14 protein-coding genes are annotated in these 15,868 nt (G+C 53.2%); 11 read left to right on the top strand and 3 right to left on the bottom strand.

The window, feature by feature from the left end:
* The coding region (gyrA, locus tag OEW58_09065; GenBank protein ID MDH5301497.1) for a DNA gyrase subunit A at positions 1–2,431 on the bottom strand (2,431 nt) is incomplete at its 3' end.
* A gap of 175 nt (positions 2,432–2,606) precedes the next feature.
* On the bottom strand, positions 2,607–3,644 hold the full coding sequence (gene mtnA, locus OEW58_09070) for an S-methyl-5-thioribose-1-phosphate isomerase (protein ID MDH5301498.1): 1,038 nt from the start codon (positions 3,642–3,644) through the stop codon (positions 2,607–2,609).
* A gap of 92 nt (positions 3,645–3,736) precedes the next feature.
* Between mtnA and OEW58_09075 the strand changes: the two genes are divergently transcribed.
* The 8 genes from OEW58_09075 to OEW58_09110 all read left to right on the top strand — a co-directional run bounded on the left by OEW58_09075 (position 3,737) and on the right by OEW58_09110 (position 11,418).
* The gene (locus OEW58_09075; GenBank protein ID MDH5301499.1) at positions 3,737–5,068 is read left to right on the top strand and encodes a TRZ/ATZ family hydrolase; all 1,332 of its coding nucleotides are present in this window, start codon (positions 3,737–3,739) and stop codon (positions 5,066–5,068) included.
* Positions 5,065–5,781: a bifunctional 2-polyprenyl-6-hydroxyphenol methylase/3-demethylubiquinol 3-O-methyltransferase UbiG gene (gene ubiG, locus OEW58_09080; GenBank protein ID MDH5301500.1), complete on the top strand. Its 717-nt coding sequence runs from the start codon at positions 5,065–5,067 to the stop codon at positions 5,779–5,781. The genes OEW58_09075 and ubiG overlap by 4 nt, the downstream gene beginning before the upstream one ends.
* A gap of 1 nt (position 5,782) precedes the next feature.
* Positions 5,783–6,445, top strand: a complete 663-nt coding sequence (locus OEW58_09085) for an HAD-IA family hydrolase (protein ID MDH5301501.1) — start codon at positions 5,783–5,785, stop codon at positions 6,443–6,445.
* A complete protein-coding gene (gene rmuC / locus OEW58_09090; protein ID MDH5301502.1) occupies positions 6,445–7,725 on the top strand; it encodes a DNA recombination protein RmuC in 1,281 nt (426 codons plus the stop codon). The genes OEW58_09085 and rmuC overlap by 1 nt, the downstream gene beginning before the upstream one ends.
* Entirely contained in the window at positions 7,722–8,615 is an 894-nt protein-coding gene (gene hpnC, locus OEW58_09095; GenBank protein MDH5301503.1) for a squalene synthase HpnC, read from the top strand. Before rmuC ends, hpnC begins: the two co-directional genes overlap by 4 nt.
* The gene (gene hpnD, locus OEW58_09100; GenBank protein ID MDH5301504.1) at positions 8,612–9,484 is read left to right on the top strand and encodes a presqualene diphosphate synthase HpnD; all 873 of its coding nucleotides are present in this window, start codon (positions 8,612–8,614) and stop codon (positions 9,482–9,484) included. The genes hpnC and hpnD overlap by 4 nt, the downstream gene beginning before the upstream one ends.
* Positions 9,481–10,803 carry a hydroxysqualene dehydroxylase HpnE gene (hpnE, locus tag OEW58_09105; GenBank protein MDH5301505.1) on the top strand — a complete coding sequence of 441 codons (1,323 nt, stop codon included), beginning with the start codon at positions 9,481–9,483 and terminating at the stop codon, positions 10,801–10,803. Before hpnD ends, hpnE begins: the two co-directional genes overlap by 4 nt.
* A 96-nt stretch (positions 10,804–10,899) precedes the next feature.
* Positions 10,900–11,418, top strand: a complete 519-nt coding sequence (locus OEW58_09110) for a hypothetical protein (protein ID MDH5301506.1) — start codon at positions 10,900–10,902, stop codon at positions 11,416–11,418.
* Between the two features lie 173 nt (positions 11,419–11,591).
* Here OEW58_09110 and OEW58_09115 read toward each other — a convergent pair whose 3' ends face one another.
* On the bottom strand, positions 11,592–12,494 hold the full coding sequence (locus OEW58_09115; GenBank protein MDH5301507.1) for a lysophospholipase: 903 nt from the start codon (positions 12,492–12,494) through the stop codon (positions 11,592–11,594).
* Between the two features lie 91 nt (positions 12,495–12,585).
* Between OEW58_09115 and OEW58_09120 the strand changes: the two genes are divergently transcribed.
* From OEW58_09120 to OEW58_09130, 3 genes are all read left to right on the top strand, one after another.
* Entirely contained in the window at positions 12,586–13,068 is a 483-nt protein-coding gene (locus OEW58_09120) for a DUF3015 domain-containing protein (GenBank protein ID MDH5301508.1), read from the top strand.
* Between the two features lie 54 nt (positions 13,069–13,122).
* Positions 13,123–13,611: a DUF3015 domain-containing protein gene (locus OEW58_09125; protein ID MDH5301509.1), complete on the top strand. Its 489-nt coding sequence runs from the start codon at positions 13,123–13,125 to the stop codon at positions 13,609–13,611.
* Between the two features lie 80 nt (positions 13,612–13,691).
* On the top strand, positions 13,692–15,674 hold the full coding sequence (locus OEW58_09130) for a DUF4105 domain-containing protein (protein MDH5301510.1): 1,983 nt from the start codon (positions 13,692–13,694) through the stop codon (positions 15,672–15,674).
* Positions 15,675–15,868: the final 194 nt, after the last annotated feature.

Raw genomic sequence — 15,868 nt, forward strand, 5'->3', positions numbered from 1 at the left:
TAATTTCTGCGACACGGGTACGCACCAGCGTACCGCCATCGCTGATCAGCATGATCTCGTCACCGTCCGCCACCAGCGTTGCACCAACAACACTGCCATTACGCTCAGAGGTCTGGATAGCGATAACACCCTGACCACCGCGACCATGTGCAGGATAATCTTCCATTGGCGTGCGCTTGCCGTAACCATTTTCGGTCGCGGTCAGCACGGTGCCTTCTTCACAAATGATCAGCGAAATTACCTTCGCCTCACCCAGCAATTTGATACCACGCACACCGGCGGCGGTACGGCCCATGGCACGCACGTTGGACTCGTTGAAACGAATCGCCTTGCCGTTGCTGCTAAACAGCATCACATCGCGTTGACCATCGGTAATGTCGACACCAACCAGTTGGTCGCCCTCGTTCAGATCGATAGCGATAATGCCGGAGCTGCGTGGACGAGAGAAGTCCATCAGCGAGGTTTTCTTCACCACGCCTTGCGAGGTCGCGAAGAAAATGTAGGCATCTTCGGTGTATTCGCGAATCGGCAAAATGGTGTTGATGCGCTCGTTTTCTTCCAGCGGCAGCAAATTCACGATTGGGCGACCACGTGAAGTACGGCTGGCTTGCGGTACCTGATACACCTTCAACCAGTAAACTTTGCCACGGCTGGAGAAGCACAGCATGGTGTCATGCGCGCTGGTAATAAACAGTTTGTCGATGAAGTCTTCATCTTTGGTCGCCGCCGCCGCCTTACCGCGACCACCACGACGCTGCGCCTGATACACATCCAGCGGCTGGCTCTTGACGTACCCTTCGTGGGACAGCGTCACCACCATGGGCTCGTCGCTGATCAGATCTTCAATACTCAAATCTTCATGCGAGGCACGAATTTCGGTACGACGTGGGTTGCTGTATTGCTCTTTGATCAACAACAGTTCGTCACGAATCACTTCCATCAGACGCGTAGGATTCAACAAAATCTCCAGCAGCTCGGCGATGTTAACCAGAATTTCCTTGTACTCGCTGAGGATCTTGTCTTGCTCCAGACCAGTCAAACGATGCAGACGCATGTCCAAAATCGCCTGGGCTTGGGCTTCGGACAAACGATAACCATCAGCCTGCATGCCAAACTGTGGCTCCAGATCATCAGGACGTGATGCATCCGCACCCGCGCCGGCCAGCATATCCAGCACAGCACCTGGCTGCCAGACGGTGGAAATCAAACCAGCCTTGGCTTCTGCAGGACTGGGCGATGCCTTGATCAACTGGATCACTGGATCAATGTTGGTCAGCGCAACCGCCAAACCTTCCAAAATGTGCGCACGCGCACGCGCCTTGCGCAATTCAAAAATAGTACGACGCGTCACCACTTCGCGGCGGTGACGAATGAACGCTTCCAGCATCTGCTTGATGTTGAGCAGACGTGGCTGGCCGTCGAGCAGCGCCACCATGTTGATGCCGAACACGTTCTGCATCTGGGTGTGCTGGTAGAGATTGTTCAGCACTACGTCGGGCATTTCGCCACGACGCAGTTCGATCACCATACGCATACCGTCTTTGTCAGACTCGTCGCGCAGTTCAGTGATGCCTTCGATTTTCTTTTCTTTGACCAGTTCAGCGATTTTTTCCAGCAAACGCGCTTTGTTCACCTGATACGGCAGTTCAGTGATGATCAAGCGCTGCTTGCTGCCTTCCTCGCCTTCCACCTCGTGACGGGCACGCACATAGATGCGGCCCTTGCCGGTCAGATAGGCTTCGCGAATGCCGCGTGCGCCGTTGATGATACCGGCGGTGGGAAAATCGGGGCCGGGAATAATGTTAATCAGCTCGAGAATATCCAGCTCGGGATTTTCAATCAGGGCCAAACAGCCATTGATGACTTCGGCCAGATTGTGGGGTGGAATATTGGTCGCGATGCCCACCGCAATACCGGCAGCACCGTTAATCAGCAGGTTGGGCAGCTTGGCCGGCAATACGGCCGGTTCGTGTTCGGATTCGTCATAGTTAGGGACGAAATCGACGGTTTCCTTGTCCAGATCAGCGAGCAGCTCGTGCGCGATCTTGGCCATGCGCACCTCGGTGTAACGCATTGCTGCTGGCGCATCGCCATCCACCGAACCAAAGTTACCCTGACCATCCACCAGCATCTGGCGCATGGAAAACGGCTGCGCCATACGCACGATGGCGTCGTACACCGCAGAGTCACCGTGCGGGTGGTATTTACCGATCACGTCACCCACCACGCGCGCGGATTTTTTGTAGGGCTTATTCCAATCATTGCCCAGTTCACTCATGGCATACAGTACGCGGCGGTGAACCGGTTTGAGACCATCACGTACATCAGGCAGAGCACGTCCCACGATTACGCTCATGGCGTACTCCATGTAGGAGGCTCTCATCTCATCTTCGATATTGACGGGAAGAACTTCTTTTGCAAATGATTCCATATTAAACAGCCGTTTAGTGTGGCCTAAAGCCAGTGAGCCTCGGTCAAATCAGGTGCTCGATTGTAACACAGGACGCGCCAATACTGCATATGAGCCGGGCAATAAGTATAAGGAATAAAAAGGCCCCGCGAACCGTCAAATCCGCGAGGCCATTTTTGTACAAAATGCAGCCGCCCTAGCCCATCAACTTGGCCATTTTTTCCGCATTGGGGCGTTCAACCACACCCAATTCGGTGACGATCACGTCCACCAACTCGGCCGGTGTCACATCAAACGCAGGGTTCCAGGCGCTGGCGCCCTCAGCAGCCACACGCTGACCATTCAGACCCAATACTTCTTCCAGACCGCGCTGCTCAATGGGGATGTCGTCACCATGGCGGATGCTCATGTCCACGGTAGAGCTGGGCGCCACCACCATGAATTTCACCCCGTGATGACGTGCCAGCACCGCCAGTCCATAGGTGCCGATTTTGTTGGCCACATCACCATTGGCGGCGATACGGTCGGAACCGACAATCACCCACTGGATCTGACCAGTTTTCATCAGGTGCGCGGCTGCACCTTCGCACTGCAGCGTCACCGGAATACCATCTTCCAGCAGTTCCCAGGCTGTCAGGCGCGAGCCCTGCAGCCAGGGACGGGTCTCATCAGCAAACACCTTGCTGATACGCTTTTGGGTCCAGGCGGAACGAATCACGCCCAGCGCGGTACCGTAACCTGCGGTCGCCAACGCACCGGCATTACAGTGGGTCAACACGCCGGAGCCGGGCTCGATAAACGCCGCGCCCAAATCACCCATTTTGTAGTTGGCCGCCAGATCCTCCTCGTGAATGGCAATCGCTTCCGCTTCCAAGGCAGCCACCGCATCGGTGCTCAGGCTATCAAGCTTTCTGCCCATCCGATCCAGTGCCCAGAACAGATTCACCGCCGTGGGACGGGATTCGGCCAGCACCTTGATGTCCGCCTTGATCGCCGCCTTCCAGTCACCACCGGCAGCGACGCGCTGGCGTGCAGACAACACCACACCGTAAGCCGCCGCCACACCAATGGCCGGCGCACCGCGCACCACCATGTCGGTAATCGCCCGGGCGGTGGTTACGGCGTCGCGATAAGTCAGGTAAACCTTCTCTCGCGGCAAAATGCGCTGATCCAACAACTCCAGGGAGTCACCCTTCCACACCACGGCACGGGTGTTATCAATCTGAGACGCCATTTATCCTCCAAATCACTGCGCAAGCGCGGCTAAACATGTAAACTGCAACAATTTCCGTATTATACCGGTTAGCTGAAGCAAAAAGGACAGAAATGCAGACCGTCGACACCGTGATCAACGCCCGCTGGGTGATCCCCGTCAGGCCCGACAACACCATTCTGGAAAATCACAGCGTCGTCATTCACGACGGCGCCATCGTTGCCATTCTTCCCAGTCTCGCTGCAGCCCAGCAATATGACGCGACAACCTTGCACAGCCTGACCGAACACGCGCTGATTCCCGGCCTGATCAACACTCACACCCACGCCAGCATGAACCTGCTCAAGGGTTTCGCCGACGATTTGCCGTTGATGGACTGGCTGCAAAACCACATCTGGCCCGCCGAAGCCGCCAACGTCAGTCCCGAATTTGTCTACGACGGCACCCAACTGGCCGTGGCCGAGTCGTTTCGCGCCGGTGTTACCTGTCTGAATGAAATGTATTTCTTCCCCTATCAGGCAGCACAGGCCGCCAGCGATGCGGGAATGCGGATGTGCGTCGGCCTGATTCTGATCGACTTCCCCACCGCATGGGCAGCAGGCCCGGACGACTATCTCGCCAAGGGCGTCAATGTCCATGATGCGTTTCGCCACAATCCGCTGATCACAACCGCGCTGGCCCCTCATGCGCCGTACACAGTGTCAGATGCTCCGCTGCGCCGGGCGCTGACCCTGGCCGAGCAACTGGACATCCCGATCCACATGCACATTCACGAAACCGCATTTGAAGTTGCCGAGGCCGAACAAAAAACCGGCAAGCGCCCGCTGGCGCGCCTCAAGGAACTGGGGCTACTCGGCCCACGATTGATGGCCGTGCACATGACCCAGCTCACCGACCAGGAAATTACCGATCTGGCCAACTACGGCGTGCATGTCATTCACAATCCGCAATCCAATATGAAGCTGGCCAGTGGCATCTGTCCCACCGTCAAACTGCTGGAAGCCGGCGTCAATGTCGCGCTGGGCACCGACGGTTGCGCCTCCAACAACGACCTGGACATGCTCAACGAAATGCAAAGTGCCGCGCTGATCGCCAAGGTCGCCAGCGGTAATGCGGCCGCACTGCCTGCCCACACGGCGCTACGCATGGCCACCCTCAACGGCGCCAAGGCGCTGGGACTGGAGGCTGTGACCGGTTCGCTGGAAGTGGGCAAAGCCGCCGACATCACCGCCATTGACCTCTCGGCACTGGAAACCCAACCGGTTTATAATCCCATTTCGCAAATCGTTTATGCCGCAGGTCGCCATCAGGTCTCGGATGTTTGGGTCGACGGTCGCCAGGTGCTCAAGCAGCACCAGCTCACCACCCTGAACGAAGAACAACTGCGACGTAAAGCCCAACGCTGGGCACAAAAAATCCAACAAAGCAGGAAAGCATCATCATGAACACTGCCGCACACGCCAATGTCGACCAGCACGAAGTCGCCAAATTCGAGGAAATCGCCTACCGCTGGTGGGACACCGAAAGCGAATTCAAACCCCTGCACGACATCAATCCGCTGCGCCTGAACTACATCGACCGTCACGCCCAGATCAGCGGCAAAAAAGTGCTGGACGTGGGCTGCGGTGGCGGCATTCTCAGCGAATCCATGGCAGCACGCGCTGCCCAGGTCACTGGCATCGACATGGGTGCCACCCCACTGGAAGTCGCTCGCCTGCATCTGCTGGAATCCGGCCTGAGCGTTGACTACCAACAAATCACCGTCGAAGAATTTGCCGAGCGCCATGCCGGTGAATTTGATGTGGTCACCTGCATGGAAATGCTCGAACACGTCCCCGATCCCGAATCGGTAGTGCGCGCCTGCATCAAACTGATCAAACCCGGCGGCAAGGTTTTCCTCTCTACCCTCAATCGCAACCCCAAGGCTTACGCACTGGCGATTCTGGGCGCGGAATACCTGATGGGCATGTTGCCCAAAGGTACCCACGACTACAAAAAATTCATCAAGCCCTCAGAGCTGGGCGGCTGGATGCGCCGTAACGGCCTGACCATCGCCGACCTGAGCGGCATGAGCTACAACCCACTGAGCAAAAACTACTCGCTGGGCAAGGACATCGACGTCAACTATCTCACCTACGGCATCAAGGAAACCGACTAACTTGTCCATCCAAGCAGTTCTTTTCGACCTCGACGGCACCCTGGCCGACACTGCGCCCGATCTGGCCTATGCGCTGAACGAAACCCTCAAGGCCCGCGGTCATCAACCGCTGCCGTTTGAAGCCATCCGCCCGGTGGTTTCCCACGGTGGCATCGCCATGATTCGGCTGGGTTTTGACATCGGTCCCGGCGATGCGGACTACGACGCAGTGCGCGAACAGTTTCTCAATATTTACCTGCACAACATCGCCCGCCATACCACCTTGTTCGCCGGGATGAATGAACTGTTGGCCGAGCTGGAAAGCCGCGCCATCAAATGGGGCGTGGTCACCAACAAGCCCGGCTGGCTGACAGATCCGCTGATGGCGGCGCTGGGCCTGACACCACGCGCTGCCGCCATCGTCAGCGGCGATACCTGCGCCAAAAGCAAACCCCATCCCGAACCCATGTACCATGCCTGCAACCTGGTCGGTGTCGCTGCCGAACACTGCGTCTACGTCGGCGATGCCGAGCGTGACATCGCCGCCGGTCGCGCCGCCAACATGCGCACCCTGGCCGCCACCTTCGGCTATCTGCTACCCGACGATGACCCGCACAGCTGGCAAGCCGACGCCCTGATCGATCATCCCCAACAAGTGCTGGACTACCTGGAGAAATGGACCTGATGGAACTGCTGCTTCCCATCGCAATGCTGCTGGCCGGTCTGGTGGCAGGCTTTGCCATCGCCGCGCTGATGAAACAGAAAACCATCGCCGCCCAAGAAAAAACCAACATTGAACTGCAGGCCAAACTGAGCAATGTCGAAGCTGTGCATGCCGAGCGCCTGGCGACGGTAAAACAGTCGCACGAACAACTCAGCCAGCAATTTCAAAATCTGGCCTCGCAGGCGTTGGCGCGCAACAACGAACAGTTCCTCAAACTGGCCGAGCAAAATCTGAAATCCTTTCAGGTGCAATCCCAGGGTGATCTGGAGAAAAAAGAACAAGCCATCGAAAATCTGGTGCGCCCCATTCGCGAAGCGCTGGAAAAAACCCAGCAGCACATTCACCAGGCTGAAAAAGAGCGCAAGGAATCCTACGGCGCCCTTAACCAGCATTTGCAAAATCTCAATCTCAGCCAGCAAGCGCTGCAGGGCGAAACGCGCAATCTGGTCAACGCCCTGCGCCGCCCCGAAGTCCGTGGTCAATGGGGCGAGATGACCCTCAAGCGCCTGGCCGAACTAGCCGGCATGGTGGAATACTGCGACTTTTTCGAACAGACCACGATCAACACTGAGGATGGTCGCCTGCGACCAGACATGATCGTGCGCCTGCCCGGCGGCCGCGACATTGTGGTCGACATCAAAACCCCGCTGGATGCTTATCTGTCAGCGATGGAAGCCAGCGACGACAACCAGCGTCAAATCGAACTGCAACGACATGCACGCCATGTGCGTGATCGTGTCAAAGAACTTTCCAGCAAGGCGTACTGGAACCAGTTCAAGAACTCGCCGGATTTTGTGGTGCTGTTCATTCCCGGCGAACAGTTCCTCGGCGCCGCGCTGGATGTGGATCGCAACCTGCTCGAAGATGCGATGAAAAACAAAGTCATCCTCTCCACCCCCACCAGTTTTGTCGCGCTGATGCGTGCCGTGGCCTATGGCTGGCGTCAGGAAGCGCTGGCAGAAAACGCCGAACAGATTCGCGCGCTGGGTGAAGAGTTGTACAGCCGTCTGGCCACCTTCGGCGAACACCTGAACAAAGTCGGTAAATCGCTGGAACAAAGCGTCGGCCACTACAACAAAGCCGTCAGTTCATTCGACAGCCGCGTACTGCCGGGCGCACGCAAATTCACTGAACTGGGCATTGCCGAGAAAAAAGTCATGGCCGATAGCGCCCAGGTGGAAACCCTGCCACGCCAGGTCAGCAGCCTGGAACTGGACACCTCGCTGGAGCAGGATAAATGACGCCGGAATTGGCCGCTGCCTACGCCCATTGTCAGCAAATTGCCAACAACCACTACGAAAATTTTCCGGTCGCCTCCAAACTGCTGCCGGCGCACATGCGGCGCCCGTTTGCAGCGGTGTATGCCTACTCTCGCCATGTGGATGACCTGGCCGATGAAGGTGACGCCAGCGCACAGCAACGTTTCGAGGCACTGGACGACTACGGTCAGCAACTGGACCGCGCCATTGCCGGTCACGGCACCGATGACAAGATTCTGCTCGCCAATGTCGACGTCATCCGCCAGCACAATATTCCGATTGCGCTCTACCACGACCTGATCACAGCCTTCAAACAGGACGTGCAGCAAAAACGCTACACCAGCCACGCCGACGTGCTGCAATACTGCCGCTATTCTGCCAATCCGGTGGGACGGATATTGCTGCATCTGGCCGGCGAAGCCAGCGAACAAAATCTGCGCGACTCCGATGATGTCTGCAGCGCGCTGCAACTGATCAATTTTTTGCAGGACATGCAGCAGGACTTTCACGAGCTGGGACGCATTTACCTGCCACAGTCAGACATGGACGAACTGGGGGTCACCGAACATCACCTGCGCAATGCGGTTTCCGATCAAGCCATGCGCGCCCTGTTCAAGCGCGAAGTCGCCCGTGCCGAAACCCTCATTCTGCGCGGAGCCAGCCTGGGCTGGCGGCTGAAGGGGCGTTTTGGACTGGAAATTCGATTGATCATTGGCGGCGGATTGCGTATTCTGCATCGTTTGAAGCAGTTGGAAACGGATGTTTTTGAACGCCCTCGTCTCCGTAAATGGGACGGGCTGTGGATGCTCTGGTTTGCGCTCCGTCGCCAAGCACCAGCTGCAACTGTGAATACTAAACTTGAAACTTCATGACACCTGACGACTATTGTGCCGACAAGGCCGCGAAAAGCGGTTCCAGTTTTTATTACGCCTTTCGCTTTTTACCGGATCAACAGCGCCGCGCCATCACCGCACTTTACGCATTCTGCCGCGAAGTGGATGATGTGGTCGACGAATGTTCGGATGAAAATATTGCCCGCACCAAACTTGCCTGGTGGCGCGAAGAAGTCAAGGCGCTGTTTCACGGCAGCCCCAAGCATCCGGTCACTCAAGCACTGCAGGAACAGATCAAGCATTTCAATCTGGCCGAAGAATATTTCATGGAAATCATCGACGGCATGGAAATGGATCTGGACTATGACGCCTATCCGACTTTCACCGAGCTGTCGCTGTACTGCTATCGCGTTGCCAGTGTGGTGGGATTGCTGTCAGCAGAAATTTTTGGCTATCAGGACAGACAAACCCTGAAATACGCCCACGATCTGGGCATGGCATTTCAGTTGACCAACATTTGCCGCGACGTAGCCGAAGATGCACAGCGCGGTCGCGTGTACATTCCGCAGGATGAATTAAAGAATTTCTCGGTCAGCAACGAAGAACTGTTACAACACACCACTTCGGAAAATTTTGCTGCCTTGATGAAATTTCAGGTCGAACGCGCCAAGCGTTACTACACCAAAGCCTTTGAGAAACTGCCCGACACTGATCGCTACCATCAACGCAGCGGTTTGATCATGGCAAAAATTTATCAGGCCACCTTGGCCGAAATTGAACAAGACGGCTATCGCGTGCTCGAACACCGCATCAAGCTCACACCACTGCGTAAATTGTGGATTGCCTGGAACGCGGCGCGGCACGAGAAAAAACGTCACAAATCCCAACAACGCCAAGCTGCTGCATGAGTACAATTGTTATCGGTGGTGGTTGGTCTGGATTAGCCGCAGCGGTCACGCTGGCCGCCAACGACATTCCTGTTACCCTGATTGAATCTGCAAAACAACTGGGCGGTCGCGCCCGTTGCGCACCCTTTGGCGACGACACCGTCGACAACGGTCAGCACATTCTGATCGGTGCCTACCGGCAAACATTATCGCTGCTGGAACTCATCGGCGTTGATGTTGACACTGCCCTGCAGCGCCAATCCTTATCGTTGGACTTGCGCTCCCCCAAGGGCAACAACCTGCATTTAAAAACGCCGGAATTGCCGGCACCGCTGCATCTATTGTTCGGTTTAATGACCGCTCAGGGATTGTCACTGCAAGAACGCGCCCTGGCATTGAAATTTTGTACTCACTTGGCATTTACCCGTTTTCGTCTCGATGAAGATGTCAGCTTGCATGCGCTGCTCATCCGTCATCGGCAAAATGGTCGACTGACCAAAATGCTGTGGGAACCGTTGTGTTTGGCAACGCTGAATACACCAATCACCAAAGCGTCAGCGCAACTTTTTTTGAAAGTGCTGCATGACACTTTCAACTATCAGCGCCAGCACAGCGACCTGATCATTCCCAAAATATCGCTGGGCAAATTATTTCCCGAGCCGGCGATGGAGTTTATTGAATCACGCGGTGGCCTGGTGATGCTCAAGACCCGAGCCATTGGCTTGCGGGTGGATAACGGCCGTATCAGCGGCGTTCACACCGAAGGCGAAACCATTCCGTGCAATCACCTCATTCTGGCCACCAGCCCCCTGGGCACCAAACGCCTGCTGGATGATTTACCGCCGATGGCGAGCATATGCCATCGCCTGGCACAATTTGAATACGAACCGATCACGACAATTTATTTGCGCTATCCAAAGACAGTCAAACTGAGCAGTCCCATGATCGGCCTGGTCGATACTCACAGCCAGTGGCTGTTCGATCGCAGCTTTGCCGGTCAACCCGGATTAATCGCCGTCATCATCAGTGCCAGCAGCGAATTGATCACCCAGGGCAAAGATGCCATCATCAAAACCGTGGTGGCTGAAATTGCCGCCCTGTACCCGGACTGGCCGGCACCGCTGGACGTACAACTGATCACCGAAAAACGCGCGACCTTCGTCAGCAGCGTCAACATTGATAAAACCCGTCCAGTCAACAAAACCCTGCTGCCCGGTTGCTGGCTGGCAGGCGATTTTACCGACACCGGCTATCCGGCCACGCTCGAAGGCGCTGTCATCAGCGGACAGCGTGCGGCCCAAGGTGTGAGACAGGAAATCCTGCGCGGCCTGCGCGAGTAATCCCCCCTCCGCAGTCGGGCTGGCCTGACAGGTGTTTTCCGCCAGCTCCTACGCTAGAATGCGCGCAATTTCGTGTATCGCATTCAGGAGTTCGTTGTGAAGTTGTTCTATAAATCCATCTGCCTGGCACTGGCAGGTATCGCCATGCTATTTAGCCTGCCCGCTCAGGCCCAACAAAATCAGGTCCACTTTGGCGGTGGTATCAGCAGCAATACGCTGGACGTGCCCTATCACCGCACGGCAACCGGCTATCAGTTTTTCGGCGGTCTGCAATTGAGTAATGGCGGCGCGAGAAGCAAAACCAACGTCCTGCTCGAACTGGGCTACATGGACAGCGGCTGGTTCGATTACTACCACCCCTATCCCTATAAGTACTACCCCTACTACTACAACGTCCGCTTCTCCGGCCTGTGGAGCACTGCAGTCATGCAATTCCAGCTAGCGCCCAAATGGGATTTTATCGCCAGACTCGGCGCGGATTTCGGTGAAGCGGATGGCTTGATGGCAGGCATCGGCATTGAGTACGGCATCGACCGCAATCTGGCAGTGCGCTTTGAATATGTTCAACGCGATCCTTACGATTCTGCCCAGCTGAATTTGGTTTACTACCACTAATCGCTGTCAGACTGCTTGCGATGCGCTGGAGCCACTCACCTTATTGGTAATCCTATCACTCTGTTTCTGGAAAAATTTCTCGGGGCAGACCATTGTCTGCTCATTTATGGCTCGGCATTTCTTGGCATCGAATCTTCTGAACTACGTCTGTGACAACAACGATAAATCACATATCATTTTTTGCTTTCAAAAATGCTAGGGAAGTCCAATTGTCTTTCCTGCGCCCTCTGACTAGGTATCTTTGCCAAAAATGCATCATCCAGAAAAGTCAAAAACTGTGACCGCACTCCCTCTCTCATCATTGAATCAATGTGCTTTCCTCGCTCAATTTCCCAAAATTCCTTTGGAAAGCCTGCCGCATTAAACAATCGCTTCCCATGATGAATCGGAATAACACGATCCTGATTTCCATGAATAATCAATATGGGGATAGAAGCAAGCGAGTGTAGCGCATCAACCGGACTGTAATCGGCCGTAAAAGCCAACGACAGTGGCCACTGAAATGGCCAGGTCAGCCAGACATCTGCGATTTTCTCACGGGCAATCTCGCGAAAGCCGGAAAAACAACTGTCCACAACAACCGCTTTAATACGCTCTTTATGCTGAAATTTGGCAACTGCGTTCAACGTAATTGCACACCCCAAGCTTTGACCAAACACAACAATATCCGTCGACTTTGACTCAGCAACATAATCAAGAACAGTCATAGCATCGAGAATTAACCCCTCAACACTAGGCGTTCCCTGAGAACGTCCATATCCTCGATAGTCAAAAATAAATACCTCAAATCCCTGAGCTGGCAGCCAATAGATACTGGCGATGTGCGTAGTAATGTTTTCAGCGTTACCATGAAAAAAAACAACACTCCCCTTTTTATCCCCCTGCGCATGTAAATGCCAGCCATGCAATCTAAAATCATCAGGTGTTGTCAGATAGATATCATCATGCAGAATACCAAAACGAGAAGGCGTTAAAACTTCATCCTGCGTAGGATGAAAAAACAACCCACTACATCCACACAAAATCGAAAAAACTGGCAATATCAGTGCCAGGAAACATCTTCTGCAATTTCCCAATTTTTTCTCCAGAAATCAATTGACAACCCGAAATAGAGAGAGTTACAAATGTAACCTCGTTTCTTCGAATATAAAAGCCTAGGAGGCAAATATGAAAAGAGCACTAATCTCGGGCCTGTTACTCTCCGTAGTTGCATTGCCGGTTATGGCAGGCAATGAGGGCCCTGGTTGTGGTTTGGGCAACCAAATCTGGAAAGGAAAATCTGGTTTAATGGCTCACATCAGCGCTGGCACCACTAACAGCTCTTTTTCCAACCAAGCATTTGGTATCACTTCCGGCACATTGGGATGTAACCAAAATGCGGTTGCCAGCAATGAATTGGAGAAAAAAGTATTTGTTGCCTCCAACATTGATGACCTGGCCCAAGACATTGCTCAAGGAAATGGCCAGCATCTTTCCTCTCTGGCAGCTCTGATGGGTATCGAAGAACAAGACAAAGATGCCTTCTTCTCTCTCACTCAAAGCAACTTTGAAAATATCTTTAACTCTGAAGAGCCAACATACAAAGAAGTTCTCGCGGCTCTGGATAGCACAATGGCAACTGATCAGCGTTTTGCCCATTACGTGCGCTAACTGGTCTCGTTCCGGGTCAATTCATTTAATCAATAGAGAACAAGGAATCTACGTATGCTGAAAAAAACAGTTCTAGCGTTGGGAATTTGTCTTGTATTACCTCTATCTGCTGCCCATGCCGCCAATGACGGCGCCGGCTGCGGTTTAGGCAAAGTTATCCTGGGAGGAAAATCAGGCGCAGGTGTGAATGTTGGCGCCAGCATCCTGAATTCAATCTATGGTAACCAAACTTTTGCCATGACATCAGGCACCAGCGGTTGTGATACCTCCACCGTGGTACAAAATGACAATAAGCAACGCGAGGAGTTTGTTGCTTCCAATATGGATAATTTGTCGGTGGATGCGGCACAAGGTCAGGGCAATTACTTGGCTTCTCTAGCTCATATCATGGCTATCCAAGAGCAGGACAAAGGCACGTTCTATTCTCTGACTCAGGCTCGCTATGAAGATCTGTTTGTGAAATCAGAAAAGCCCGCCGAAGTACTAGCCGCTCTGGATCTGGCTATGGCCTCCGATAGTCAATTGGCAAAATACATTCAGTAAACACGCAGCACCCCCGGCAGCATCCGCCTGCCGGGGATTCTTTCCCAAAACATAAAAACAATTAGTGATGTGCTCCCAACGTGGCCAGGTTTAATATTTTTTTTCTAGCATTCTGTTTTTCCCTGCTTTTACCCCAATACGGTCTAGCCCAATCCAAAGTCGACACCCTGATAGAGCAAGGTGAGTATGATGCGTCGGTCTCGCTTGCTATCAATTCCCAAGACCACTATCTCGCAGAAATCGTTCAACAATCACGCTCCAACCGCCTGGCTGAACATCCTATCTGGCTGACTCTGATTCACTATAAAAAGAATTTTTTCGGTCACTATGAAAGCCAAGTGGATAGTCGTGACTTCTTTTTTTCAGAGAACGGTAAAACTGCCCCTCAGGCAGAGTTAGAAGCAACCCTTGCAGCATTTTTTTCGAATAGAAAGCTGGAGCCTGTCCAGCTTAGTGCTCAGTGTCGATTTATTGCCAGGTTTCACTGGCTGGGAAAACAGCTGAAATTTGATACTTCACGCTTACCCAAAGAAGCGTGTGATGATTTTGACTTGTTCGTCCGCGTGCTATCTGCGGAAAAACTTACCGTAGTCTTCCCCACTACCCACCCAAACAGCCCATCCTCGATGTTTGGTCATACCCTACTTCGTGTCGACAAAAAGGGGCAGACTCAGCAAACAAAGATGCTCAACTACAGCATCAATTACGCTGCCCAGGTAGATCCCAATGTTAACGGCTTTTCCTACTCGCTACTTGGCCTGTCCGGCGGATTCCCTGGGAAATTCAGCGTCGTACCGTATTACACGAAGCTACGTGAATATGCGCAAATGGAAAATCGTGACGTATGGGAATACACACTCAATATTTCTCAGGATGAAATTTCATTTATCCTTATGCATGTTTATGAGCTTGCCCCCAGCTATTTCGACTATTACTTTTTCACTGAGAACTGCTCATACCATTTGCTATCTCTGCTGGATGTCAGCTTTGCCGAAAATCGCCTGACAGATAACTTCAACGGTTGGACCATCCCCGTTGACACCTTGCGCTTGCTGCGGGAAAAAGGTCTCGTGACCGATGTTCAATACAATGCTTCTCATGGCCGCATCATTCGGGCAAAACAACAAACCATGAATGATGAAGACATTGAACTCACCATGCGGGCCTATAAAACAGGCTTTGAGAATATCCAACCGCAATTAACCGCACTCAGTGAAGAAAGACAGATTCAAGTTTTGGACTTGCTGAATGACTACTATCGCTATAAGAAATTAAAAAACTCGGATGACAGCGCCACCCAGTTAAATAAACAGGAACGTCAAATTCTTCTGGCCCGCAGCAAAATAAAATTGGCTAGCCAGACACCAGATATTCCACCGCCATCCATTCACCCAGACCTTGGCCATAACTCACAGAGACTGTCCATCGGGGCCTCTCGATTGATGGGAAATAACGGCGTATCCCTGAGCTGGCGACCTGCCTACCATGACCTGCTTGATCCCAGTGCTGGTTTCGTTTCCAACTCAGCACTTCAATTCATGAATCTGCAATTAAACTATGACGACGCGACGAAGCAACTGGATTTAAATAACACAACCATTTTAGAAATACTTTCCATCGAACCTCGAGATCGCTTTTTTCATGATACTTCCTGGCATCTCGCCTTGGGGTGGGACAACAACCCCGAGCCTGGTATAGAAAATTTGAGCTACTTCCGGGGCGGTGCTGGTTTGGCATTTGCCTTGGGAGAAAACAGACAGTCTGTGCTCTACGGTCTCCTGGAAGGTTCTCTGGCACACAGTCTGGACTTGAAAGACGAATATCGCTTTGCACCACTGCTTCGGGCTGGTTTTATCAGCGAACCCATCAACTGCTGGCGTTTGCACTCCTACGCTGAATCACAACAGGGAATCATTGGTGAAGAACAACGCCTTGACACTTTCGTAGTGCAGCAAAGTATTGCTCTATCCAGAAATCTTTCATTCCGACTTAATGCTGAGCGTCATCAGAAAAATGACTTAACATGGCATGAGTTTGCTGCCGAACTACATGTCTACTATTAGCTAAGTCACCACACTCCCCACCCAGGCTTTCTTGACCGGTCAGCTTGGGTTTTGCTATTGTCCCACCAAATCATTCAGGCATCACCATCAAGGATTTTTCACATGAGCAGCGCCTCTTTTCGCAAAGAACTGGGGTAATCCCCCCGAAAAAAGATGGTGCTCAAAAATAGAATTTCCCAATATATTAAAGCAAA

This window comes from Gammaproteobacteria bacterium, assembly GCA_029884425.1.
GTDB lineage: Bacteria > Pseudomonadota > Gammaproteobacteria > S012-40 > S012-40 > JAOUHV01.